This is a genomic window from Afipia sp. 1NLS2 (genome assembly GCF_000178995.1).
GTDB lineage: Bacteria > Pseudomonadota > Alphaproteobacteria > Rhizobiales > Xanthobacteraceae > Afipia.
In genome coordinates this window covers 1-25,798 of the sequence record NZ_ADVZ01000002.1, presented here as the reverse complement: position 1 = coordinate 25,798, position 25,798 = coordinate 1, and the positions used below count along the sequence as shown (strand labels likewise).

Annotated in this window: 20 protein-coding genes and 1 pseudogene; 3 read left to right on the top strand and 18 right to left on the bottom strand. The window is 61.8% G+C overall.

Features of this window, described 5'->3' with window-relative positions:
- The 5 genes from shc to AFIDRAFT_RS08820 all read right to left on the bottom strand — a co-directional run bounded on the left by shc (window position 1) and on the right by AFIDRAFT_RS08820 (window position 6,729).
- A complete protein-coding gene (gene shc / locus AFIDRAFT_RS08840; RefSeq protein ID WP_009338943.1) occupies window positions 1–1,962 on the bottom strand; it encodes a squalene--hopene cyclase in 1,962 nt (653 codons plus the stop codon).
- Window positions 1,963–1,972: 10 nt separating this feature from the next.
- Window positions 1,973–3,238: a hydroxysqualene dehydroxylase HpnE gene (gene hpnE / locus AFIDRAFT_RS08835; protein WP_009338942.1), complete on the bottom strand. Its 1,266-nt coding sequence runs from the start codon at window positions 3,236–3,238 to the stop codon at window positions 1,973–1,975.
- On the bottom strand, window positions 3,238–4,065 hold the full coding sequence (gene hpnD, locus AFIDRAFT_RS08830; RefSeq protein ID WP_009338941.1) for a presqualene diphosphate synthase HpnD: 828 nt from the start codon (window positions 4,063–4,065) through the stop codon (window positions 3,238–3,240). Before hpnD ends, hpnE begins: the two co-directional genes overlap by 1 nt.
- Before the next feature lie 7 nt (window positions 4,066–4,072).
- A complete protein-coding gene (gene hpnC / locus AFIDRAFT_RS08825) occupies window positions 4,073–4,951 on the bottom strand; it encodes a squalene synthase HpnC (RefSeq protein WP_009338939.1) in 879 nt (292 codons plus the stop codon).
- 188 nt (window positions 4,952–5,139) lie between these two features.
- Window positions 5,140–6,729, bottom strand: coding sequence for a B12-binding domain-containing radical SAM protein (locus AFIDRAFT_RS08820; protein WP_009338938.1), 1,590 nt, complete (start codon window positions 6,727–6,729; stop codon window positions 5,140–5,142).
- A 188-nt stretch (window positions 6,730–6,917) separates the two neighbouring features.
- On the opposite strand from AFIDRAFT_RS08820, the gene fdhD reads away from it, so the two are divergent.
- Genes fdhD through AFIDRAFT_RS08805 form a run of 3 tightly spaced genes read left to right on the top strand, consistent with a single transcriptional unit; the run spans window position 6,918 to window position 8,765 of the window.
- A complete protein-coding gene (gene fdhD / locus AFIDRAFT_RS08815) occupies window positions 6,918–7,736 on the top strand; it encodes a formate dehydrogenase accessory sulfurtransferase FdhD (protein ID WP_009338936.1) in 819 nt (272 codons plus the stop codon).
- A 56-nt stretch (window positions 7,737–7,792) separates the two neighbouring features.
- Window positions 7,793–8,551 (top strand): oxygen-dependent tRNA uridine(34) hydroxylase TrhO, encoded by a 759-nt coding sequence (gene trhO, locus AFIDRAFT_RS08810; protein ID WP_009338933.1) that lies wholly within the window; start codon window positions 7,793–7,795, stop codon window positions 8,549–8,551.
- Window positions 8,544–8,765 carry a SlyX family protein gene (locus tag AFIDRAFT_RS08805; RefSeq protein WP_009338931.1) on the top strand — a complete coding sequence of 74 codons (222 nt, stop codon included), beginning with the start codon at window positions 8,544–8,546 and terminating at the stop codon, window positions 8,763–8,765. The genes trhO and AFIDRAFT_RS08805 overlap by 8 nt, the downstream gene beginning before the upstream one ends.
- Window positions 8,766–8,777: 12 nt before the next feature.
- On the opposite strand, the gene AFIDRAFT_RS08800 is transcribed toward AFIDRAFT_RS08805, so the two are convergent.
- The 13 genes and pseudogenes from AFIDRAFT_RS08800 to AFIDRAFT_RS08740 all read right to left on the bottom strand — a co-directional run.
- Window positions 8,778–9,617 (bottom strand): aldo/keto reductase, encoded by an 840-nt coding sequence (locus AFIDRAFT_RS08800; protein WP_040298220.1) that lies wholly within the window; start codon window positions 9,615–9,617, stop codon window positions 8,778–8,780.
- Window positions 9,618–9,710: 93 nt separating this feature from the next.
- The gene (gene glpD, locus AFIDRAFT_RS08795; protein WP_009338927.1) at window positions 9,711–11,231 is read right to left on the bottom strand and encodes a glycerol-3-phosphate dehydrogenase; all 1,521 of its coding nucleotides are present in this window, start codon (window positions 11,229–11,231) and stop codon (window positions 9,711–9,713) included.
- Window positions 11,232–11,306: 75 nt separating this feature from the next.
- Window positions 11,307–12,233 carry a FecR family protein gene (locus AFIDRAFT_RS08790; protein WP_009338926.1) on the bottom strand — a complete coding sequence of 309 codons (927 nt, stop codon included), beginning with the start codon at window positions 12,231–12,233 and terminating at the stop codon, window positions 11,307–11,309.
- 11 nt (window positions 12,234–12,244) lie between these two features.
- Window positions 12,245–13,609: a tetratricopeptide repeat protein gene (locus AFIDRAFT_RS08785; protein WP_009338925.1), complete on the bottom strand. Its 1,365-nt coding sequence runs from the start codon at window positions 13,607–13,609 to the stop codon at window positions 12,245–12,247.
- 139 nt (window positions 13,610–13,748) lie between these two features.
- On the bottom strand, window positions 13,749–15,518 hold the full coding sequence (locus tag AFIDRAFT_RS08780) for a glycosyltransferase (RefSeq protein ID WP_009338924.1): 1,770 nt from the start codon (window positions 15,516–15,518) through the stop codon (window positions 13,749–13,751).
- Window positions 15,519–15,578: 60 nt separating this feature from the next.
- Window positions 15,579–18,662 (bottom strand): multidrug efflux RND transporter permease subunit, encoded by a 3,084-nt coding sequence (locus AFIDRAFT_RS08775; RefSeq protein WP_009338923.1) that lies wholly within the window; start codon window positions 18,660–18,662, stop codon window positions 15,579–15,581.
- A 19-nt stretch (window positions 18,663–18,681) separates the two neighbouring features.
- On the bottom strand, window positions 18,682–19,890 hold the full coding sequence (locus tag AFIDRAFT_RS08770; protein ID WP_009338922.1) for an efflux RND transporter periplasmic adaptor subunit: 1,209 nt from the start codon (window positions 19,888–19,890) through the stop codon (window positions 18,682–18,684).
- A 1-nt stretch (window position 19,891) separates the two neighbouring features.
- Entirely contained in the window at window positions 19,892–20,593 is a 702-nt protein-coding gene (locus tag AFIDRAFT_RS08765; RefSeq protein WP_009338921.1) for a TetR/AcrR family transcriptional regulator, read from the bottom strand.
- Window positions 20,594–20,741: 148 nt separating this feature from the next.
- Window positions 20,742–22,253 (bottom strand): tripartite tricarboxylate transporter permease, encoded by a 1,512-nt coding sequence (locus AFIDRAFT_RS08760; protein WP_009338920.1) that lies wholly within the window; start codon window positions 22,251–22,253, stop codon window positions 20,742–20,744.
- A 12-nt stretch (window positions 22,254–22,265) separates the two neighbouring features.
- Window positions 22,266–22,817: a tripartite tricarboxylate transporter TctB family protein gene (locus AFIDRAFT_RS08755; RefSeq protein WP_009338919.1), complete on the bottom strand. Its 552-nt coding sequence runs from the start codon at window positions 22,815–22,817 to the stop codon at window positions 22,266–22,268.
- 106 nt (window positions 22,818–22,923) lie between these two features.
- Window positions 22,924–23,916 (bottom strand): Bug family tripartite tricarboxylate transporter substrate binding protein, encoded by a 993-nt coding sequence (locus AFIDRAFT_RS08750; protein WP_009338918.1) that lies wholly within the window; start codon window positions 23,914–23,916, stop codon window positions 22,924–22,926.
- A 70-nt stretch (window positions 23,917–23,986) separates the two neighbouring features.
- On the bottom strand, window positions 23,987–25,192 hold the full coding sequence (locus tag AFIDRAFT_RS08745) for a pyridoxal-phosphate-dependent aminotransferase family protein (protein WP_009338917.1): 1,206 nt from the start codon (window positions 25,190–25,192) through the stop codon (window positions 23,987–23,989).
- Between the two features lie 348 nt (window positions 25,193–25,540).
- Window positions 25,541–25,798: pseudogene (locus AFIDRAFT_RS08740) on the bottom strand (serine--glyoxylate aminotransferase); the annotation flags it as partial.

Below are 25,798 nucleotides of genomic sequence, written 5' to 3'. Positions count from 1 at the left end.
TCACATTCCAGCCCCTACGAACCGGCTGTTGCTGCTGCGCAAATTCCTATATCTGGCCATCGCCCACAAGGGGAAGAACTTAGAATATCCGTGGTATCGCAAATAGAACACACGGGGGAACCCACCGCCGGTGTAATCTGGCTCCTGCCAGAATCCGTCCACCCCCTGAGATTGCATAAGATTATCAATACCATTCTTGGTAGCAGGACGATCAACCCGTCCTGCCGCCATCAGGGCTAGCGTCGCCCAGGCGGTCTGTGACGCCGTGGTCGCATACCGTTCGTATCCTTTGTAATCCAGCCGGTAGCTGTTGCCGTCCTCGCCCCAGCCGCCATCGGCGTTCTGGATCGCCTCCAGCCAGTCGGCCGCCTTGGCGATCATCGGGTCGTCGTGGGGCACGCCCGCGGCATTCAGGGCACAGAGCGCCGACCATGTTCCGTAGATGTAATTGATGCCCCAGCGGCCGAACCAGGAGCCGTCGGCCAGTTGCGTCTTGCGCAGATACGCGACCGCGCGGCGCATCGGCTCGCTGGTCTCCAGCGTATCGCCGAGTTGCGCCAGCATCGACAGGCAGCGCGCGGTGACGTCATCGGTCGGCGGATCGAGCAACGCGCCATGGTCCGCGAACGGAATGTTGTTGAGATAGTATTCGAGGTTGTCGGCATCGAACGCCGCCCAGCCGCCGTCCACGCTCTGCAGCCCGAGGATCCATTCCTTGGCCCGCGCGATTGCGTCGTCGTATTTCGTAGTGCCGTCCATCCGGCGCACGCGGTCCATCGCCATCACGACAACGGCGGTGTCATCGAGGTCGGGATAATGCGCGTTGTTGTACTGGAAGGCCCAGCCGCCGGGCCGCACGTCCGGCCGCTTGTCCGCCCAGTCGCCCTTCACGTCGAGCACCTGACGCGGCAAGAGCCAGTCGAGCGAGGCCTTCGCCGCTTCCAGATCGGCGGCCTGCCCGCTTTCGATCATCGCATGCGCCGCAAGCGCGGTGTCCCACACCGGCGAGACGCAGGGCTGACAGTAAGCTTCGTCGTCCTTGATGACCAAGAGCCGCTCGACCGATTCACGCGCGAGCGCACGGTTCGGATCGTCCGGAGTATAGCCGAGCACGTCGTACATCATGACGCTGTTGACCATCGCCGGGAAGATCGCGCCCAAACCATCGACGCCGTTGAGGCGTTCGGTAACGAATTCCTCCGCCTTCCTGATCGCGCGTTGACGCATCGCCTTGGGAAAGAACGGATCGGCAAGACGCAGCACGCGGTCGATGATGTCGAAGCTCGTGAACCACACCTGACTCTGGTGCGCCGCCTTCGGCGTCGGGCCGATGGTCTTCGGGTCCTCGATGAACAATTCGCGTACGCCGATCCCCAGCGGATTCCGCGCGCGCGGCTTCAGCGTCATCAGCACCAGGAGCGGCACGATGACAGTGCGCGCCCAGTAGGAAATCTTGGTGAGATGAAACGGAAACCAGCGCGGCAGCAGCATGATTTCCACCGGCATCACCGGCACAGCCTTCCATTCGAGCTGGCCAAACAGCGCCAGCATGATGCGCGTGAAGACGTTGGCCTTGACCGCCCCGCCCCGCGCCAGCATCGTCTCGCGCGCTTTCTTCATGTGCGGGGCGTCCGGCGAGTCTCCGGCCATCTTCAGCGCGTAATACGCCTTCACGCTGGCACTCATGTCGAACTCGTGGCCGTAGAACAGCGACCAGCCTCCATTGTCGTTCTGCATGCGGCGCAGATATTTGGCGATCTTGCCTTCAAGCACGGTGTCGACCGGTTCGGCGAAATAGTGCCGCATCAGAATGTATTCGGCCGGAATGGTGACGTCGGCCTCAAGCTCAAATACCCAATGGCGATCCGGCTTCTGGACATCGAGCAGCGCGCGGCTCGCGGACGCGATGCCGTCGTCGAGGCGCTGCCTTTCGGGCGCAACCATGGTGGCGATGTCAGTCATGGTCGTTTCGTCACTCTTGCATTTGCAGGATTAGGTCGGCGGCATGATCGCCCGAGCGGATCGAACCTTCGATCGTCGAGGGCAGACCGGTATTGGTCCAGTCGCCGGCCAGGAACAGGTTCTTCAACTCCGTCGCCGCACCGGAGCGCAGCGCGTTCTGCTCAGGTGTCGCCTCGAAGGTCGCCCGCCGCTCGCGCACGATCTGCCACGGCGGCAACGGCCCCTCGGCGATATCGGTCGCAAGACCGGCCACCTTGCAGATATCCCGCCAGATGTCGCGCGCAAGGTCCTCGCGCGGCAGATTGAGGAGGCGTTCGGCGGCGCTGATGGTGATCGAGAGCCGGTCCGGGAACGCGAACAGCCATTCGATCAGCCCGCCGACCACGCCCGTCAGCGGCGGAACATTGGCCGGCGGCGTAAAGCGGAAATGCGCGTTGAGAATGGCGCGGAATTTGGTGGGCGCCTTGATGCCGGGCATCAATCCCGATGCCGCGCGCGCGGGCACCGCCAGCACCACGACATCGCCCGGGCCGAGCGGGATTGTCTCGGTGCCGAAATTGAGACCCGTGGCGCGCAGCGGCGAACGCTCGATCTTGCGCAGTTCATGTCCGAGCGCCAGCGAACCGCCCTTCTTCTTGATCAGCTCGATTGCGGGATCAATCAGCACCGGTGAAAGGCCGTCACGCGCGATCAGCGGCCGGCAAGCCGCCCCGCCCGCAAGCAACGTCTCGCGGACAATGGCCCCGGCCAAACCGGCAGACCCCTGCGGTGGCTCGACGTTGAGCGCGGCAATCAGCAGCGGTTGGACCAGACGCTGATACAGCACGCCCTCGCAGGGAATGGTGTCCTCGACTAGCGCCTCGGGCTGCGCCCAGGCCAGCGGCAGCAGCGCCAGATAATCGCGGACATACGTATCCGGCACGCGGCGCTTGGGATCGAACAGCCAGCCCGGAAAACGGCCCGCGCCGAGATCGAGCAGCCAGCGCTTGCCGCTCGCAACATCCATGAACGGGAATTGCGCGCGCACCGGACCAACGAGCTTGTCGTAGGTATTCAGCGCCTTGGCGTAGAGACGCACATGATGATTGCCCGACAGCATCAGATGATTACCGTTGTCGATCACCATGTCAGTGGCGCCGTCGTAATACGAGCGGCAGCGGCCGCCGGTGTATTGCGTGGCCTCATGAACGTGGACTTCGAATCCCTCCTTCGCCAGACGCACGCCTGCGCTCAGGCCCGAGAGCCCGGCACCGATGATGTGAGCGGTCTTCGTCATCAGAACACCGCGTAGCGCAAGAGGATCGACATTTTCGCAGCTTTACTCAGTTTCACAGACTGCCGCGGCGGCGCGAAGCCGCGCGCAAGAAGCCGTTTGAGGATTTCCTGATAATATTTCGACATGATGCGCGGCGCGCGCACGTTGCTGCGCGGATATCGCGCCATGATTTCGTCCGCCTTGGCGAAATACACCTTCACCCGCTCGACGATCGGCGCGCAGACCTTCGGCACATTCGGATCGGCGGCGACCACTTGCGGATCGCTCGACACGATGCCTGCGGCGTCCAGCAATTCGCGCGGCAGATAGAGACGGCCGATGCCGGCGTCCTCATCGATGTCGCGCAGGATGTTGGTGAGTTGCAGCGCGCGGCCGAGGTTATGCGACAACGCAATGCCGTCCGCCTCCGACAGGCCGAATACGCGCACCGAAAGGCGGCCCACCGCGCTCGCGACACGGTCACAGTAAAGATCGAGCGTCGCTTCATCCGGCGCACGGATTTCGGCAGGTACGTCCATCTCCATGCCATCGATGATGGCAATGAAGTCCTCGCGCTTGAGGCCAAACCGTTTCACCGCAGGCAAATAAGGTGCCACGCGCGGCGGCGGATTTCCGGTATAGAGCGCATCGATATCGCGCCGCCATTGCGCCAATGCTTCAAGACGCTCGGCACGCGGACCATCGGAATCCGCGATGTCGTCCACCTTGCGGCAGAAGCTGTAGATGTAGAACATCGCCTCGCGCTGCTCGCGCGGCAGGATGCGCATCGCCGCGTAGAACGAACTGCCGGAAGCCGTCTGAGCCGGTGAAGTATCGACGTCGGTCATGGCAGGATCATGCGCCCGTGGATAGCCGCGGCATTGATTTCACGCCGGCCGCACGGCGTCCGATTTCGAACCCCGATGCCATAGCGGCCAGCATCAGCATCGCGGGCTTCGACAGATGCACGTTCTCGCTGAGCGGATCGCGCGTCTTCAACAGATTGACGATCTTCCGCGCAAAGGTGTCGATCACGGCAATCTCCATGCCGAGCCGTGCGTCCTTCACCTGCGAGGAGAACGACGCGCTCTGCATCAACAGCGCCTCGTTGCGTTCGGCCAGCGACTTCAAGCAGGCCCGCAACGCAGGCGATGCCTTCGCCTGCCCCAGTTCCTCGACCGACGCACCTGCCGCTTGCAGCGCATCGAGCGGCACGTAGACGCGGTTGATGTCGCGATAATCCTTGCCGCAATCTTGCAAATGATTGTTGATCTGCAGCGCGGCGCACAGCGCATCGTTCGCAGCCCAGGTTGCGCGATCCTCGCCATGCACATCGAGCATGAAGCGGCCGACCGGCATCGCCGAATAGCTGCAATAGTGAATGAGATCGTCCCAGTTGTCGTAGCGCAGCTTGGTGACGTCCATGCGAAACGCGGTCAACAGATCCTGCGCATGGCGCGGCGGCATCCCGCGTTCAGCGAATGCACGGCGCAACGCTACCGCTTCCGCCTGCGTCTCGCCCTTCCCCAGCAATTCCGCTTCGAGCCGGTCGAGCTGGTCGAGCTTTTCTTGCGGCGGCAGACTGATGTGATCGGCGATGTCATCCGCCGTGCGCACGAAATTGTAGAACGCGAAAATCAGCGCGCGATGACGCGGATGGATCAGCTTCGAGGCGACGGGAAAGTTTTCGTCCTTGTGTCCCTTGCCCGAGCGCAATTCGCCGGCAGCCGTCATGACTGACGCCCTTTTCGCAGCATCGCCAAATGGCATGCAGAAATAGACCAAGACTGGGCGAACGAGTTCGTCACGGCGACCTAAGATACTGTTTTTATTAAATAAAAAGCGGCATCGCCGCTGAGAGAGGCCATATTACCCTACCCACGCGGGGAATGCGAGAGGGCCTAAGGAGCTGAAAATGCGGCCTATTCCGCCGCCTGCGGCAACACTGCGGCAGGTTTGTCGGAATAATATGACGCGGTCTGGCGGCCACTGGAAGCACCACGCGCGAACGTAATCAGATGATGCGCGACGAGGCTGCAACTGATGAAGCGTTCAACATCGCCCGCCTTCAGGCGCGGCCATGCGAACTTCCAGAATTCGCGGCGGTAATCGCCACGCACGCCCGCATGCCAGATGATCTTCGCCACCATGGTGAGGCCGCGCCTGATGTTCGCCGCTGTCAGCCGCTGTTTTGTCGGCGGCGGATGGATGCGGTTCGGATAGGTATGCTCGATCTGATGCTGGAAGCGCGCGAACATCTTCTCCGGCGTGTAGGCGCGGCCCATGCATTCGCGCCACATCGCGACCACTTGATCGTAGGGCAGCAGGAAATCGACATTGGAATCGCGGTCCGTGTTTTCAATCAGGCGGCCGGCACGTTGCAGGCGATCCCATAGCGGCGTCTTGGGGAGCGCCTGCAACAGATTGATGGTGAGCAGCGGAATCTGCGACTGTTCGATGAAATCGAGAATCCCCTCGCCTGACTCTTCGGTATCGGTGTCGAGGCCGAGGATGATGCCCGACACCACTTCGAGGCCGTAGCTGTTGAGCGTCTGCACGCCCTCCAGGATCGGCACCATCATGTTATGCTCTTTTGACATCGCCTTCAGAGCGTTCGGGTCCGGCGTCTCGATGCCGCAGAACACCGTGAGGAAGAAGGCGTCGTGCATCAGTTGCAGGATTTCCGGCCGTTTGGCGATGTTCAGCGTCGCCTCGCAGGCGAACTGCACCGCATAGCCATTGCGCTTCTGCCATTCGACCAGATGCGGCAACAATTCGAGCACCGCGCGGCGGTTGCCGATGAAATTGTCATCAACGAAATAGACCGCGCCCGACAGTCCGTTCTCGACCATCTTGTCGAGCTCGGCGATCACCTGCTGCGGCGATTTCAGGCGCGGGTTGCGCCCGTACAGGCCCGGAATGTCGCAGAACTCGCATTGATACGGACAGCCGCTGGAGAACTGGATGCTGCCAAGAAAATATTTGCGCAGCGGAATGAGTTCGTAAGCTGGCAGCGGAAATTCCGTCATGGCGAGACGCTCATGCGTCTCCAGCATCACCTGCCGCTTCGGACGTGTTGGATCGGCGCTGAGGCGCGCGAACAGATCATCCGTCGCATCGCCCATCTCGCCAATGTGCAGATAGTCGAACTCGGGATAATAGTCGGGGCACGCACTGACAGAAGGGCCGCCCAATGCGGTTGGCAGGTCATGTTCATGCGCGCGGCGGCAGATGTCGTTGATCTGTTTGCGCTGGATGTGCATGCCGGAGACGAACACGGCCTCGGCCCATTCGAAATCCTCATCCGTGGCAGCGCGAATGTTCTCGTCGATGAAGCGGACACTCCAGCCTTCGGGCAACGCCGCCGCGATCAGCAACAGCCCCTGCGGCGGCATGAAAGCCTTCACGCCGTCCGTCAGCGGATAGGCATATTCGAACGTGCCGAACGACGGCGAGTATTTCGGGAAAACACAAAGAATACGGCGCGGTGCGAGCCCGGTTGTCTTTTTCATGCGCGCTGTCTGCCTCCCCGATTCACTTGCCAAGCTCGCCACAGCTTTTCGGTGACAATGGGGCGACGCATGTCAGCCGCCCGCAGCGTCCATTTTGCCCTTGCGAGACGGCCCCAGCCGCTTACCCTGACGTGCATGATGTCCTATATGATGTGCACCGACGGAGTTGCCGGGACAGGATACAACGCATGACCGAGCCGACAGTTTCAGCCCACCGCCAGATCTGGCGCGAAAGCGGCCTCACCGAGGGCGATCGTACCGTGCCGGAGGAAACGGCGCTGGCGATGTCCTACAATGCGGGCACCCATGCGGTGATGATGGGCACCCCGCAGGATCTGGAGGACTTCGCGATCGGCTTCAGCCTGACGGAGGGCATCATCGACTCGGCCGACGGCATCGATTCGCTCGAGGTTGTTCCGCAGGACGAAGGCATCGAACTGCGGATGTGGCTGAAGCCGGAGAGCGCCGCCCGGCTCGGCGAACGCCGCCGCCACATCGCGGGCCCGACCGGCTGCGGTCTGTGCGGCATCGATTCCATCTCTGAAGCCATGAAGCCCGTCGCCATTGTCGGCAAAGGCATCACCGTGACGCCCGCGCAGATCATGGCCGCGATGCAGGCGCTCTATCCCTTGCAGAAGCTCAACACGCTGACCCGCGCGGTTCATGCCGCCGCGTTCTGGGAGCCGGATCGCGGCATTCTTGATATTCGCGAGGATGTCGGCCGCCACAACGCCCTCGACAAGCTCGGCGGCGCGCTCGCGCGCAAAAAGATCGACGCCAACCGTGGCGCTGTGCTGCTGACGAGCCGCGTCTCGGTCGAGATGGTGCAGAAGACCGCCTCCATCGGCGCATCGCTGATTGTCTCGGTGTCGGCGCCGACCGCGCTTGCGATCCGCATGGCGGAACGCGCCGGGATCACGCTCTGCGCCATCGCGCGGTCCGACGGCTTCGAAATCTTCACGCACCCGCACAGGGTCGCGGCGAACGAAGCGATCCATGTCGCCTGAAGCACGTCGCCTGACGCCGCCTTTTCCCCTGCCCGCCTTGCCATTATAAGACCGCGATGTCGTACAAAGTCGCCGCGTTCTATCAGTTCACCCCGCTGCCGGACTTCGAGAGTCTGCGCGAGCCGTTGCGCAACATGTGCGCAGCACTCGACATCAAGGGCATCATTTTGCTTGCCGCCGAGGGCATCAACGGCACGGTCGCGGGCAACGCCGTCAACATCGACGCGCTGATGAAGCAGATCCAGCAAGGCGCGCTGTTCGGCGGGCGGACCAATAACCTCGAACTGAAATTCTCCACCGCATCAGACATGCCATTCAACCGGATGAAGGTCCGGCTGAAGAAGGAGATCGTCACGCTCAAGGACGATGGCACCGATCCCACGAGGCAAGTCGGCACCTATGTCGACGCGCAGGACTGGAACGAACTGATCGCCCGCCCCGGCATGGTGCTGCTCGATACCCGTAACGACTTCGAGGTTGAGATGGGCACCTTCGAGGGCGCGGTCGATCCGCACATCAAGAGCTTCAGCGAGTTCAAGGAATTCGCCGACCATACGCTGGACCCTGCGCGCGACACCGAGATCGCGATGTTCTGCACCGGTGGCATCCGCTGCGAGAAAGCCAGTTCCTATCTTTTGTCGCGTGGCTTCAAGAACGTCTTCCATCTCAGGGGCGGCATTCTGAAATATCTCGAGACCATTCCCGAGGGCGAAAGCCGCTGGAAGGGCGACTGCTTCGTGTTCGACCAGCGCATCGCGCTCGGTCACGGCCTGACCGAACGCGCGGCCCAATTGCAAGGTGACGACGATGAGTAACGCAGCCGAACTGGCAAGCCGGATCGAGGCGCTGGAAATCCAGATCGCGCATCAGGATGCGACCGTCGAGGCCCTCAATCAGGTCATCACCTCGCAGTGGAAGCAGATCGATATTCTTACGCGGCAGATGGCGCGGTTGACCGACCGCATCGCCGCCGCCGAGCAAAGCATCCCATCGACGCCGGGTAATGAGCCGCCACCGCCCCACTACTGAAAGTTCTGCACCTCAAAGCATCGGCAAATGGCTCGGCTCGCGCCCGCGCGGGAAAGCCTTGTCGATCTGCGCGATCTCGGCGGCGCTCAGTTTCAGGCCTCCGGCTCCGGCGTTCTCCGCTGCATGAGCTGCCGACGACGCCTTCGGGATCGTCACCACGGCAGGCGCGCGGGTGAGAAACGCCAGCGCGACCTGACGCGGGCTCGCGCCATGTGCCGCCGCGATCTGTTGCAGCACTTGCCCACCTTCGGATTTCGGCGCCGGAAAGTCGCTGTGCCCGAAAGGCGAATAGGCTGTCACCGTGACGCCGTGCGCCTCGCACCACGGGATCACCGAATGCTCAATCGCGCGCTCCTTGAGATGATAGAGCACCTGATTGCAGGCGATCTTGCCCTTGCCTGCGACCTCGTAGATTTCCTGCAAGTCGTCAGCATCGAAGTTGCTCACTCCCCATGACAGGATCTTGCCGTCCTTCTTGAGTTGTTCGAAGGCGCTGACGGTGTCTTCCAGCGCGTAGCCGCCGCGCCAGTGCAAGAGATAGCAATCCATCCGGTCGGTGCGCATCCGCGCCAGCGAGCGCTCGGCGGCCTTGATGGTGCCCGCACGCGAGGCGTTGTTCGGCAGCACTTTCGACACCAGAAATACTTCATCGCGCCGGCCTTTGATGGCATCGGCCACCACAAGCTCGGCGTCGTCATACATCTCGGCGGTGTCGATATGGGTCATGCCGAGGTCGAGGCCCTTCTGCAAGGCCCCCACCGCAGCCGCATGATTGCCGTGGTCGATGTACCAGGTACCCTGCCCGATCACCGAAACCTGCGTTCCGGTGGCCCCCCACACCTTCGTCTGCATTGTATTATTCGTCATCATCGGCTCCCGGCTCGTTCCGGTACCGCTTAGCGCATCTCATCTCGTTGCAAAAGGTGGAAGCGCGCCCTTAGACGCTCAATACGGATCCGGCGCGACAGGCTTCCGCTGTGTCGCCATCCACGCATCGAGCGTGGCGACTTCCTGTTGCGTGAGCCACAGCCCGAGCTTCGAGCGCCGCCAAACCACATCTTCCGCCGTCTGCGCGAATTCATGCGCCATCAGATAGCGTACCTCCCGTTCCGTCAGCGTGTGGCCGAAATCGCGGCCAAGGTCGGCAATACCCGCTGCCCGGCCGAGAAGGCGCTTCGCATGGCTTCCATAGGCGCGGACCAGCCGCCGCGCATGGCGGCGCGGCAGGAACGGATAATCCTGTAGCAGGAGATCCGTGAGCGCATCGACACCGCCGACCGCGAAATCGCCCCCGGGCAGCGGCGTACCTCCGGTCCACGGTGCGCCGCCGCTGCGCAAGTATGGCGACAATTTCTCCAGCGCATGCTCGGCGAGCTTGCGATAGGTCGTGATCTTGCCGCCAAACACCGACAGAATCGGCAACCCGTCCGGCACGTCGAGCTCGAACACATAATCGCGCGTCGCGGTCCGCGCCTCGCTGGCGTGATCGTCATAGAGCGGCCGCACGCCCGAATAGCTCCACACTACATCGGAGGGCTGCACCGGCGTCGCCAGATATTCGCTCGCCGAGGCGCACAGATAGTCGATCTCCTCCTGCGTCGCGCGTACCTTGGATGGATCGCCCTCATAGTCGCGATCCGTCGTTCCGATCAGGGTGAAATCGTCCTGATAGGGAATGACGAAGATCACCCGGCCATCGCCGTGCTGGAACGTATAGGCATGATCATGCGCATAAAGGCGTGGCACGACGATGTGTGAGCCCTGCACGAGGCGGACATGCGCCTTGGCCTCGACGCCCGCGCGCTCCGTCAGGATCTCCTGCACCCAGGGACCACCCGCGTTCACAAGGATTCGCGCCTTGATGGTGCTGCGCGTTTTTGTGGCCGTGTCCTCCACCACAAGCTCCCAGACGCCATCCTCTCCCCGCTTCGCCTGCACGGCTTGCGTTCGCGTGGCCACCATCGCGCCGCGCTCGACGGCATCCAGCGCGTTGAGCACGACGAGACGGGCATCGTCCACCGTGCAGTCGGAATATTCGAACCCGGTTTTAAAAATTGGCTTGAGGGGTTTTCCCGCGATGTCGCGGCGCAGGTTCAGCGTTCGCGTGGCCGGCAGACGGCGACGACCTCCGAGATGATCGTAAATGAAAAGCCCGAGCCGCAGCAGCCACGCAGGCCGCAGCCCGTCATGGTGCGGCAGCACGAAGCGCTCCGGCGCAATGATATGAGGCGCAATGCCCCACAGCACCTCGCGCTCGATCAGCGCCTCGCGCACCAGACGGAATTCATAGAACTCGAGATAGCGCAGGCCGCCATGAATGAGCTTGCTCGACCATGACGAAGTGCCGCTCGCCAGATCATTCATCTCGCACAGGTAGACCGAGTAGCCGCGCCCTGCCGCATCGCGCGCGATACCACAGCCGTTGACGCCGCCGCCGATCACCGCGAGATCGTAAATCTGCTCCAAGACCGCCCCTGCTCACCGATGGCGAGCAAACCGGCTCGCTCGCCGATCATAGCGGCAGCGCCAATGAATTTGGAATTAATGCGAGCTGTAAGAACAGCAGGGATAACAGGGAGGAGGACCGCCCGTAGTCGGCTGTTGCTGGGTCTGCCCGGCCTGCGCCTTGTTCTTGGCGAGTTCGTTGCCGCCATCGAAAATCGAGACATAGCCGAGCGGGTCGGTCCCCGGCGGGTGGCTCGGATCCGGCAGCGTGCTTGCGCCCAGCCCCTGACGGCTCGCCATCTGATCGGTCGGCAGGTCGATCGCGCCGCCGCTTTGTCCCGGCTTGCTGGTCAGGTTGGTCATGATCTGCGCGAGCAGCGCATCGGACACCCGGAACGGCTCCGGAATTGGATCGTTCGGGCCGGTCACACAGGTCGCAAAACCAGGCCTCACCGTAGCCGAGCCGGTTGAGTTCTTGATGGTCGAGGAGCCAACATGGCCGACGATCAGTTCGCCCTTGCAGTTGGCGACATTCGGATCAGCTGCGGCATAGCCCGCCGTGATCGGATAGACGATGGTGGCGACGCCGCCACGAATGCCAAGCGTCGCGACCGGCGTCTTGATGGTGACGCCTGCGGTGTGGCTGATCTGGCCGCCGACGAAACGCAGCACGCCCTTGCCGACCGAGGCGACCATTTTTCCGGTGCCCGCATTCGGATCGTAAACATATTCGTCGATCACGATGTTGCTGTTGCGGCCGACATTGAGCGTCGAGCTATCGGGAAAAAGGATCTGCGTCGAGCCGGACGGCGAAGTCTGGATGCGCTCCTTGTGAATGACATTGGTGCCGATCGCCAGCATGCGCGAGGCGTTGCCCGGCGGCGTACCTGTCGCATCCTGATTGACCGCGCCGACACGGCCGACATTCTGTGCTTCGCCAGGCGCGACAGCAACGAGCGTCGAGACGCTGGAGAGAAGCACCGTGAGAAACGGGGTCAGGCGGGATCGTACGCGCGTGTCCATCGCAAACATCCTCAGAACCGGAATGTCGGCCCGGCGATGACCGAGAAATTGTTCAGCCGGTAGTTCGGCAAGTTCGAATTGTTGCGGTCGTATTGCAGCGTGGTGGTGAAGCCGATCGCTTTGGTGATCGGCGTGTTGAAGATTGCACCGGCGCTCCACTGGTTGTCGTGGCGCACGGTAGCCGGATCGATGTTCGGGTTGGCCGCATCAAACCGCGTGTTGGCGTATTTGAAGTACGGCGAGATGCTCCAGTTGCGCGGAATGCTGACGAAAGGTGGCGCGAACTCCCATGTCAGCGCCGCTTCCAGCCCCCAGGAGTCGAACGCCTGATAGACGAAGTAGGCATCACCCCGGCGATACAGGCCCCGCCCCTCCAGCCGCACGGTCTGGCTGATCTGCCATGAGCCACCGACAGCGCCGGTGTACCAGTTGCCCGAGCCGTAGCCGGAGAACGTCTGCAACGGGCTGCTGGTGAAATCGGCATGACGCCATTCGAAGCTTGGTCCCCACGCAAAGCGGGTGCCGGTCGGGAAGTTCAGCGCGACGCCCGCGCCGCCGGTCGACATATAGGACGAGCCGCCGACCCAGGTGTTACCGCCGACGATGTAAGGCTTGATCGTGGCACCCGGCAGCAGCTCAGGCGCCAGCGCGATTCGTGGGCCGACCGAGATGTCGAACAGACCGACATTGAGATCGGAGAAACGGTCCTGCGCGGTGAGATAGCCGGCGAAGCGCGTTTCCAGCACGTCGCCGCGCGAATTCAGATCGTAGTCATGACTCAGGCCCGCAAGACCGAACCAGTTGACGTCGCTTTTCTTCTGCGACGACAGCGGCAGCGCGAACAGCGTGCCGCCCGACAGCAACGAGCCGGTCGCAGGCGCGTAGTTCGCATTCGACTGATAGCGCACGCCGGTCTGGAAGAAGCCGGAGAAGCGGCTCGGCTGCAATTGCTTGTTGGCGTCCGGCAGATAGGCCTCGACGCGTGCGCGCGTCACCGGATCGAGATCGGGGCTGGCCAGCGCTTCCTTGAAATAGCGTTTCGCCATCTCGTAGGAGCCGAGCCGGAAATACAGTGCACCCAGCTCATACTTAACCCGCGTCAACTTCGGGTTGTAGAACAGAAGCCGCTCCAGCGCGCCGATCGCCGCCTCATAATCGGTATTGGCGGTGGCGACGCGGGCATATTCAAAGGTGATCTCATGGTTCGTCGGGTTGCGAACCATCTGCTGGTAAAGGCGATTTTGCTCGGACGCGTCCTGCGCAACGGCGGAAGCGACACTCCCCAGCCCTGCGATAATAGCCATGGCAAGCAGTCCGCCCGCTCGCGGCACGGCATTCGCCTTGGCCCAGGATTCAAGATCAGCCCAAAAACCCATGCCTGTTGGTCCCCTCAGCCCAACGACAGGTTCAACAACCACAAAAATTTCCGGAATCAAACGGGGGGTGCCCGGCGGGAAACTGGATTCCACCCCGGAGTCACCGAAAAGCCTCAGATTCTATCGTATCCGGTCAGCGCTACAGCCCAGCCGCGCGATACATATGCCGCACCCAGCGGTTGACCTGATCGAACGTCATCCGCGCCGGAAAATCCGCGGTTGCGCCATAACGCTCAAGCAATTCAGCAAGATACGAGCCTTCCGGCGGCGCAAGCTGGGACGGGATTCCCGCCCGCCGCCAGACCTCATCCTGCAGATGCAGAAACCGCGCATCGGCAGCGGTGCGATACAATTCATCCCGCTTTCCCGGATCGAACAGATCTGGGACGTTGAGCCAGGAAATCGGGCCGAGCCCATCTTTTGACTGCGACAGAATATCGCGACCCAATACCAGCTCACTCAACAATGCCGCTCCCGCGCGCTCCCACGCCTCGGGACTGTCATCGAGTGCATCCGCTTTCGCGCGCGCCTCGACCATCAGCGGATGATGGACCGGGAATTTCAACACCGCGACCGGCGTGCGGCGAAACACGTCTGGCGGCGCGATATAAACGTCCCCGTCCGGCAAATCCGGTTGCATCAGCATCACGTCGGGATCGATCCACCAGCCGCCAAGCTGTTCCAACAGCGCGTAACGAAACAGGTTCGCACGGATGCCTACTTTGCCACCCGCAAGCGGACGCAGCACACGTTCCTCCGGCAAGATCTCCCGCGCATCGCGAACATGAAGTCCGTCCGCGAAGCGCGCACCGTCGGAATAGGTGAACACTTCGACACGATGGCCACGACGGGCGAAACTCGCAAAACACGCCTGCTGATACAGCGGCATCACAGCGCCATGCCAGAACGTGCGCACCGTCTGCGGATGCGCGCTTTGCGTCTCGAACGGCAGATGCTGCGGCTGTTGCGGACGATAGAGCCGGTCGCGTGGCTGCCAGCCGTCGCGCCGCAGCGCCTGCATGAAGTCGCCCACCGCACTCGCGGAGAAATCCGGCTCACCGGCCCGCCGCTTGTATTCCTCCAGAATGCAGTCCTCCATCGCCCATGACGCGATGGACTCGTAATTGAGCCTGCCCTGCTCCGGCACGGCGATGCCGAAGCGCGCGAACAGCACGTCGAGAAGGCTGCCGCGCGGCGGCCCGTAATTTTTAGGAATGCGCAGCGCGGCCCACGCGCCATTCCACAGATGGGTGAAGGTGCAGCCTTCGAGCCGCGCGAGAAGCGCCTCGCATTGTTCGGGATCGAAAAATGCCAGCGCCTCATTGAACGGAATCGCGTAAGCGTCCCGCGTCGGAGCCGCCAATCGATCCAGCCCATGCTGTTGCAACATCCGGCTGAGCAGCGGCGTGCCGATCATGGCGCGGGCTTTATCTTCCGTCATCGTGTCCGCTTGAGGGAGTAACCGCTCCGCTTCCGCGACAAGCTCCTTCAGAACCGCCGCACCCTTCGGAAATTTCAGAAGCCCCGCAAAGATGCGTGCCTCGTTGGCACGGCCGAAATACACCTCGCCCTGCGGAAGCGCATCAGCGAGGCAGACGATATCGAGATCGGCGTACCAACCTCCGAACTTCTCCAGCATCACATAGCGGAATAGGTCAGAATGGCGCGCCCACGCCTTCGCATTCCCGGAATTGTAGCGATTGAAAATATCGAGCGGCAAAACCTCTGCGGCGTCACGCAACTCGACGCCGTCCGGCACCGCGAGGCTTTTGTCGTACGCGTACAAAATGACGCGCGCCCCGGCGCTGAGAAAACTCTTCAGCGACAGGATTTCGTAAGCGCTGAGCGGAGGCCCAACCCAGAAAAACCGGACTTCATCGCGCAAGGAGGGTGGAGGCGGAGAATTCATCCGCCCATTGTGACTGCGGGTCCCCGCCGCCGCAAGCGGTGGGGACCCGCGTCAACCCGATCAGGAGGCGACGCTCGCCTCGAATGCCTCGATGTCCTTGGTGCGCTTCGAGATCGCATGCGCCGAGTGGTCGGTCGCGATCGCGACATACACCGCAGGCAGCACGAACAGCGTGAACATCGTGCCGATGGTCATGCCCGCGACGACGACAAGACCGATGGAGAAGCGGCTCGCCGCGCCCGCGCCGCTCGCCGTCAGCAGCGGAATGAGGCCAGTCACCATCGCCGCCGTCGTCATCAGGATCGGACGAAGGCGCACGCGCGCCGCCTTTTCGATGGCTTCACGCTTGCCAAGGCCTTCCTTCAACTGGAGCTCATTGGCGAACTCCACCATCAGAATGCCGTGCTTGCTGATCAGGCCGATCAGCGTCAGCAGGCCGACCTGCGTGTAGATGTTGATCGTGGCGACGCCGAAGAACAGCGGCACCAGCGCGCCGCTGATCGCCATCGGCACCGAGATCAGGATCACCAGCGGGTCGCGGATACTTTCAAACTGCGCAGCCAGCACCAGGAAGATGATGATCAACGCGAAGCCGAACGCCACCGCGAGCTGGTTGCCTTCCTGTTTGTACTGGCGCGCATCCGCCAGATAGTCGTGTCCGAAACCGGACGGCAGTTGCTGTGCCTGCTTCTCCAGGAAGTCCACGGCGGTGCCCACGGTCACGCCCGGCATCGGCACGGCCTGGAAGGTCGCGGAATTGAGCTGGTTGAAGTGGGTCAGCGCGTTGGGGTCAGTGCCGGTCTTGATGTCCACCAGAGTCGAGAGCGGAATCTGGTCTCCATTGGCAGCGGACACGTAATAGCCGTTGAGAGCTTCCGGCGACAGACGAAGGGCACGTGGCACCTGCGGGATCACCTGATAGGAACGTCCCTGCAGGTTGAAGCGGTTGATGTAGTTGCCGCCGAGCGCGACCGCCAGCGTGTTGCCGATATTCAGCATCGTCACGCCGAGTTCATTCGCCTTGTTGCGGTCGATGTTCACCCGCACCACCGGCTGGTCGAAGGCAAGGTCGCTGTCCGAGACGATGAACAGGCCGCTCTTGCGCGCGGCAGCCTTCAGCTTCTCCATCTCCTGATAGACCTGCCGGAAGTCGCTGGTGGAATTGATCACCATCTGCACAGGCAGGCCGCCCGGGCCGCCCGGCAGCGCCGGAAGGTTGAACACGAAGGCCTGCGTGCCGGTGATCTTGCTGACCGCGCCCTGCACCTCCTGCTTCATCGCGGTGGAGGAACGCTTGCGCTCATCCCATGGCTTCAGGATCATGCCCGCGATGCCCTGGTTAGCGACGGGTGTGCCGTTCAGCACGAAGGTCAGGTCGGTTTCAGGGAAACTGCCGAACACCTTGCCGAGCTGGTCGCCGTAATAATTGACATAGTCGATGTTGGCATATTTGGGCGCCTTGGTCAGCGAGAACAGAATGCCCTGATCTTCCTCGGGAGCAAGCTCCGCTTTTGAGTGGGTATAGAGGAATCCAACGAGAAACAGGATCACCAGCGCGAACAACGCTGTGATGGGCCGATAGTCCAGCGAGCGGTCGAGACGGTTGCCGTACCAATCCGTCACCGAACGGAAAACCGCATCGACTTTGCGGGCAAACCATCCCTGCTCGACATGCGTGAGCAGAATCGAACACATCATCGGCGACAGCGTCAGCGCGATAATGCCCGACACGATCACGGAACCGGCCAACGTGAAGGCGAACTCACGGAACAGCGCGCCGGTGACACCGCCGAGGAATCCGATCGGCGCGTACACCGCAGCGAGCGTGATTGTCATCGAAATAACCGGGCCGACGATTTCTCGCGCGCCTATCATGGAGGCCTGAACGGGAGACTTCCCCTCCTCCAGATGCCGGTGAATATTTTCCACCACCACGATCGCGTCGTCGACCACAAGACCGATGGCGAGCACCATCGCCAGCAGCGTCAGCAGGTTGATACTGAAGCCTGCGAGCAACATCAGCGAACAGACGCCGATCAACGACAACGGAATGGTCACGACCGGAATGATCACTGAGCGCAACGAGGCCAGGAACAGGAAGATCACCACGATCACGATGATCACGGCTTCGCCGAGCGTTTTTTCAACTTCATCGATCGACGACTGAATGAACTTGGTCGAATCGTAGGCGACCTTCATTTTCAACGTCGGCGGCAGACTGCGCTCGATTTCCGGGAACAATGCCCGCACACCCTTGACGATGGTCAACGGGTTGCCTTGCGGCGTCGCCTGAACGCCGATGAAGATGGCGTGCTGGCCGTTCATCGCCACGCTGGAATCGTTGCTCTGCGCCGCCAGTTCGACGGTCGCGATGTCTTCCATGCGCACAAGGCCGCCGTTCTTCGACTTCACGACCATGCGCTTGAACGACTGCACATCGCTGAGGTCGGAGTTGGTGGTGACGTTGGAAACGATGAAGTAGCCTTTGGTCTGGCCGGCAGCCGCCTGATAGTTGTTGGCCTGGATCGCCGCCGCAACATCCGCCGCGGTGACGCCCCGCCCCGCCATGCGCGCGGGATCGAGCCACAGGCGCATCGCAAAGGTCTGGCCACCGAGAATGTCGGCGGACGCCACGCCGTCAACCGTGGACAGGATCGGCTGGATCACGCGCGTCAGATAGTCGGAGATGGCCGAGCCGCCCAGTTCGTCACTGGCGAAGCCGATATACATCACGGCTGTGGTCTGGCCGGTGGATTTAGTGATGACCGGGTCGTTCGATTCCTTCGGAATGAGATATTTGACCGAGTTCACCTTCGCCAGAACCTCGGTCAGCGCCTGGTTGGGATCGAAGTTGAGGCGTACATACACCTGAATGGTGCTGGTGCCCTGCACCGAGGTCGAGGTGATGTAATCGACGCCTTCGGCCGATGCGACCGCCTGCTCGATCGGAGTCGTGATGAAGCCCTGCATCAATTCGGGTGATGCACCGGGATAGCTTGTCGTCACGGTGACCACCGTGTTTGACAGCTTCGGATATTGCCGGATCGGCAGGCTGGTCGCGGCCTTGAAGCCGATCAGCAGGATCAGCAGGCTCACGACCAGCGACAGGATCGGCCGCTTGATGAAAATATCGGTAAAGACCATGAAAGCTGGCTCCGGCTGATCAGTAACGCGGCGGCTGTGCCGGAATCGGCGGCGGCTGATCGGACGAAATTTCGATGGCCGCGCCGGACTGAAGCTTGAGCTGGCCTACCGCGACGACACGATCGCCGGGATTGACGCCCTTCTTGATCGCCACCCGTCCGTGGATACGGATGCCGGTGGTGACAGGCACACGCTCCGCGGTCAGCGACGTCTTGCCGTCCTTATCCTTGTTCTCCTTCACCAGGAAAACGGAGTCGCCGTACAGCGTGTAATCGACCGCCGTTTCCGGCAGCGTCACCTGTGCGGGCTCCGCCGGCAGCACGATCGAGACAGTGGCGAACATGCCCGGCTTCAGGAGATGCTCGGGATTGTCGAGAGTCGCCTGCACGCGCACGTTACGTGTATCGGAGGAAATCTGCGGCTCGATGGTGGTGATCTTGCCCTCGAACGTGCGGCCCGGATAGGCATCGACCAGAATCTGGACCTCCTGCCCGACCGCGATGATGGCGCGATCCTTTTCCGTCACGGTGATGTTGGCGTAGACCTTCGACAGATCCGTCAGCGTCACGATCAGCGTGCCTGCGCTCAGATATTGACCGACTTCCACGCGGCGCACGCCAAGCTGTCCGTCAAACGGAGCGCGAACGAGCTTCTGCGAAATCACCGCTTCGGTCCTGGCGACGCTTGCGCTCGCCTGATCGAAAGTGGCCTGCGCCTGATCGACGGTCGCCTGCGGGCCGAACGATCTGGCGAGCAGCGCCTTGGCGCGGTCGAGCGCGAGCTGCGCGTTCAGCGTCTGCGCCTTGAAGCTGACGAGATCGGCCTGATCCGGCGCATCGAACAGTTGCACCAGCGGATCGCCCTTTTTCACCGTCGCGCCCGCCGTGAACAGAATCTGCGTCACGCGGCCGCTGACATCGGCGGAGACATCCACCTGATGCACGGCGGCGAGATCGCCGATCGTCGTGATCAGGTTCGGCAGCACTTCGCTCTTGGCGTCCACCACGGCCACGCTGACCGGCGGCGGCTTCATGTTGGCGAAGAACTGCGCGATCATGTGCTCGCGGAAAGCATTGAATCCCACGAACAGGAACACCAGCACGGCGAGTCCGCCGCCCACGATGATCATCCATTTGCGCAGGCGCACCGGCTTGTGCGCATGGGCAGCGGATTCGGTTTCACCGGCAGGCCGCTGCAAATGCGGATCGTCTTCGGCAGGAACGGTCATGTCAGGCACTTTCCGGAATAAGATGCTGCGATGTTGGGAATGACGCGGGGTTCTTGAGATGGGCGGCAATGAAATCCGCCTTCACCCCAAGCGCGCGCAGGATGAAACCGTTCAATTCGTTCGCGAGGGTATCGTCCGCCGGATAATCGAGCGAAGGCGTTTCCGGCAGCCGCGTCAGCGCGAGCGAATGAAGCAGGTGATGTACGAACCAGAACAGGTCGATCGGCTTGGTCTCGGTCGGTACGGCATCGCCTGCGGCGACGGCACTCTCGATCGAGGCAATGAATAAAGGCGCGATCAGGTCGCCGACCTTTTCGAACAGCAGCCGTGCGAACTCGCCGTCGTCGAGATGGCTCGAAGCGGTCAGGCGAAGCCGTTCCGCCTTCTCGCGGTTCGGCAGGGTCCGGATCGCGAGGAAATGGACGACCATCTCCCGGACAAGAATAATGAGCGTTTCGCTCGAGGGCTGAAGTTCACGCAGCCGCTTGAGGTCGGGATCGGCCTCGCAGGCCTCCGACAGGATTTCGGCGTGCAGCGCGGCCTTGGTGGCGAAATGACGGAACAGCAGCCCTTCCGAGATACAGGCAGCCGTTGCCACTTTCCTCGTCGTGGTGCCGGCGAATCCGTACTGCGCGAAGCATTGCTTCGCTGCGTCCAGTATCTGCCGCCGGCGCGAATCGCCGCTCATGCGCTTGAATGCCATGGGACGAAGTAAGCACTTACTTGGATACGGTCAATTAATTTCTATGGTCCAAAACGACCGTCTTTCGGCGAATTGAGGGCTTCCGCCGAGAGAAAAAGGGGCGCGGCAATTCCGCGCCCCTTCAGGAGAGTCAGGCCTGTCTGGAGGGTCAGGCTTGGGCTGGCCGCAGGACGCGGCCGATCCTGGAAATACCCTTCTCGATCTGCGTCAGGAACAGAAGGATAAAGGACAGCGTGGTGATCGAGCCGACCAGCCAGTTCGACCAGAAGATGCCGAATGAGCCGGAACCTGAGATCATCGAGAGCCGGAAGGCATCCTCCGCCCTGCTGCCCAGCACCAGTGCCAAGGTCAATGGCGCTAGCGGTATCCCGATCTTCTTGAAGACGTAGCCGATCACGCCGAACAGCAGCATCAGCCAGATGTCGAACATCGCGTTCTGGATCGCGAAGGCACCGATCGCGCAGGACACCACGATCATCGGCGCGATCGCCGCGAACGGGACGCGCAGCACCGAGGCGAACAGCGGCACGGTCGCAAGCACGATGACCAGACCGACGACGTTGCCGAGATACATCGAGGCGATCAGGCCCCAGACGAAATCCTTGTGCTCGACGAACAGCAGCGGACCGGGGTTGAGGCCCCACACCATCAACCCACCGAGCAGGATCGCCGCGGTGCCCGATCCCGGAATGCCGAGCGCGAGCATCGGCAGCAGCGCCGAGGTGCCGGAAGCATGCGCCGCCGTCTCGGGGGCAAACACGCCCTCGATCTTGCCTTTGCCAAAGCCTTCCGGATCCTTGGAGAAACGCTTGGCGAGGTTGTAGCCCATGAAGGAGGCCGCGATCGCGCCGCCCGGGGTGATGCCGAGCCAGCAGCCGATCGCCGATGAGCGCACCAGCGTCACCCAATAGCGCGGCATCTCCCTCCACACCTTGAACACGGTGCGGATGCTGATGGCGGCGGCGTGGCCCTTCAGCGCGAGTTGCTCTTCCATGGTGAGCAGGATTTCGCTGATGCCGAACAGACCGATCACCGCGACCAGAAAGTTCACGCCGCGAAGCAGGTCGGTCGAGCCGAACGTCATGCGCAGCGTGCCGGACACGGTGTCCATACCGATGCCGGTGAGCAGAAGTCCAAGCGCCATCGAGATGATGGTCTTGTGCTTGTCCTCACGGCCGAGGCCGACGAAGGAGCAGAACGTCAGGAGATAGACCGAGAAGAATTCCGCCGGGCCGAACCGCAACGCGAACGACGCGATGCCGGGCGCAACGAACGTAATCAGCAGCACCGCGACGAACGAGCCGATGAACGACGAGGTGAACGCAGCCGTCAGCGCCTCGGCGGCCTTGCCCTGCTGGGCCATCGGATAGCCGTCGAATGTCGTGGCGACCGACCACGCCTCGCCCGGAATGTTGAACAGGATCGAGGTGATCGCGCCGCCGAACAGCGCGCCCCAATAGATGCAGGACAGCATCACGATGGCCGATGTCGGGTCCATCGAGAACGTGATCGGCAACAGAATGGCGACGCCGTTGGGGCCACCGAGGCCCGGCAGCACGCCGACAAACACGCCGAGGATCAGGCCGACGAACATCAGGCCAAGGATCTTCCAGGTGAGCAGCACCGAGAAGCCATGGAGCAGAAGCGAAAAAGCCTCCATCGAAATATCTCCTCAGTAGCCGAACAGGGCTTCGAGCGGCCCCTTCGGCATGATGACGTCAAACTTGACTTCAAAGATGTAGAACATGGCGACCGAGAAGATCGCAGCCGTCAGCAACGACTTCCAGACCGACAGCTTGCCGACGAAAATCATGAATCCCGCCGTCAGCAGGAAGCTCGCGACATAAAGGCCGAGCCACTGCATCGCCACGCAGAACGCCACCGTCGGCACGAACACCAGCAGCACGCGCTTGAACTGATCGCGGGTGACGAAGACCTCCGCATCGCCACCGGCGGAGCGCCGCTCATAAAGCGACTTCACGATGCCATACACGCTCGCGAGCACCAGAATGACCGACAGATAGAACGGAAAATATCCCGGCTCCGGACCGTCTTCGGTCCATCCCATACCGGTTCTGTAATTGTCCCAGGCCATCACCAAGGCAAAGGCGCCCAATACAACCATCGCCCAGATATCGACCGTCAGCGTCCTGGCGAGCGACGGGGAATTCTCCGCCGGAGCGGTCGGGTCGGACACTTCGATTTCGATCTCGTTATTTGCCATGATTATGCTCGCAGATGGTCCTGTTTCGAGGCGCGCGTCATCGTGGCGACAACGCGCGCCTCACCAAGTCTTGGAAGACTACTTAGAAAGTTACGTCAGACGTCTGTTACTGCTTGACGAAGCCGGCCGCCTTCATCAGGTCGGCATTGGCCTTGTCGTCCTTTTCAAGGAAATCCATCATCTCCTTGCCCGTCATGTAGACCGGCTTGAGTGCCTGCTTTTCCATGTACTCCTTGTATTCGGGAGTCTGGCTGACCTTGCGGAACATGTCCTCGTAGAACTTCACCTGATCGGGCGTCACCTTGCCCGGCAGGAACATCGCGCGCAGCATCTTGTACTGCACGTCGACGCCCTCCTCCTTGCAGGTCGGGACGTCGTGCCAGGACTGCTTGTCCGTCACCTTTGTCGTGTAGGCGATGCGTTCGTCGTCGAACACGCACAGCGCACGAACCTGGCCTGCACGCCAGACTTCAAGATTTTCCGAAGGGTTGTTGACGTTGGCGTCGATATGCTTGCCGACGAGCTGGGTCGCCGCCTCGCCGCCCGACTTGTAGGGCAGATAGGAGAATTTCGCGCCGGTCTGCTTCTCGAGGCCGACCATCAGGATCTGGTCTTCGCGCTTGGAGCCGGTGCCGCCGAACTTGAATGGCGTCGGGGACTTCTTCGCCGCGTCGATGAATTCCTTCACCGTCTTGTACGGCGTCTCGGCGTTATCCCACAGGATGAACTCGTCGAACGCCATGATGTTGACCGGCGTCAGGTCGCGCCAGTTGAACGGAATCTTCGCCGACAACGGCAGTTGATAGATCAGCGAATAGGCGATCAGAACCTTGTCGGCCTCGCTGGGGCTGCCCTTCATGTACATCAGCGCTTCGGCGCCGGAGGCTCCGCCCTTCAGCGACACGACGACCGGCACGTTCATCAGCTTGTGCTTCTGGATAGCCGATTGCAGCATGCGGGCCATCTGGTCCGATGCACCGCCCGCGCCCGCCGCGACCACGATTTCGACAGTCTTGGTCGGCTCCCATGCACTGGCGCCGGTGATACCCGCAGCCAACGTCAGTGCAACAACCGCCGCCGTATTCATCGCCTTCCGCATCGTATCTCTCCCTGGTTTGCCCTTTTGAAACTGCGCTGCTCTTTTTTGCGAGCTTATACGCCCTTGCCCGTCATGCGACGGCAACTCGTGGAACCTCTACAACGCCTTCATCTTTCGATTTCAGAACATCCATCGCCGCCAGCACGCCGCCCTTCTTGTGCGGAATACCTGCGAGATCGAGTCCCATTTCGACGCCCGAAAGCGTGCCCATCAGCATCAGATCGTTGAAGTGACCGAGATGACCGATGCGGAATGCACGGCCCTGCAGGCGGCCGAGGCCCGCGCCGAGCGACATATCGAAATTCTCAAGCACGACCTTGCGGAAGCGATCCGCATCGTGGCCTTCCGGCACGAACACAGCCGTCGTGACCGGGGAATACTCACCTGCATCGACGCAAACCGTCTCGAGGCCCCAGGCCCGCACGGCAGCGCGCGTCGCTTCGCCATGCCGCTGGTGGCGGGCGTAGACGTTCTCCAGCCCCTCCTCCTCCAGCATCGCGATGGATTCACGCAGGCCGTAAAGAAGATTGGTCGCAGGGGTGTAAGGCCACGAGCCGAGCTGGTTGGCCTTCAGCACTTCGTTCCAGTCCCAGTAGGAACGCGGCAGCTTGTTGGTCTTGGAAGCGGCAATCGCCTTGTCGGACACCGCGTTGAAGCTCAGGCCCGGCGGCATCATCAAGCCCTTCTGCGATCCGCAGACCGTGACATCGACGCCCCAGGCATCATGCTCGTATCGGATCGAACCCATCGAGGAAATCGTATCGACGAACAACAGCGCGGGATGCCGCGCGCGATCCATCGCCTTGCGGACTTCATCGACACGGCTGGTGACGCCGGTCGAGGTCTCGTTGTGGACGATCATCACCGCCTTGATGGAATGCTGCTTGTCAGCGACGAGACGCGCTTCGATCTCGGAGGCCTTCGCACCGCGACGCCAGTCGCTCGGAATCGTCTCGACGTCGACCTGGAAACGCTCGGCGAGATTGCGCCACAGGACCGAGAACTGTCCGGTCTCCGCCATCAGCACCTTGTCGCCCGGCGACAGCGTGTTGACCATGGCGGCTTCCCATGCGCCCGTGCCGGATGAGGGGAAGATCAGCACTGGATTCTTGGTACGGAAAACCCGTTTGCAGCTTTCCATGATGCCGAGCGCCATCTCGGCGAACTCCGGACCACGATGGTCGATCGTCGGCATATCCATCGCGCGCAAGACCCGGTCCGGCACGTTGCTCGGGCCCGGAATCTGGAGGAAATGCCTTCCTGTATGACCAACCATCTCTAAATCCTCGATTTTTATGACGCAAATGACCTTATTATAAGGTCGATTTGCCGTCGGGAATGTATCGGGAAAAGCCCCCCGCGCAACCATAAAATCGTCCTGTTTCGTTATCCGGATCAATCTTTAGTACGATGAAATTCCACTCCTATTTCAGGCTGTCGCCCTCTTCCGATTCGCCTCCAACCGCCTGTCCACAAGAGCCACGATCGCGTTCTTGAAGCGCACAAGTCCGTTGCGGGACACGTCAAGGCCACAGACATCGCACCTCATCCAGGGTCTCCGCTTCATATTGCCGCTCCGTCGTCTGACAAATTCCGGTCTTCGCGGTTCAGGTCTTAGTGGTCGTCAGTTTTTAATGATCTTGAGATGGTTTGCGAGATTGGCGTTGGTGCGGTCTTCGAGGAGCTTCATGGCGGCAGCGACGCCACCGGCGCGATGCGGCACGCCCGCGACCGACAGGCCCAGCTCCACGCCCGACAGCGCGCCGAGCAGCGTCAGCTCGTTGCATTCGCCGAGATGACCGATGCGGAATACCTTGCCCGCGAGCTTGGTCAGGCCCGCGCCGAGCGACATGTTGAAGTTCTCGAGCACGACCTTGCGGAA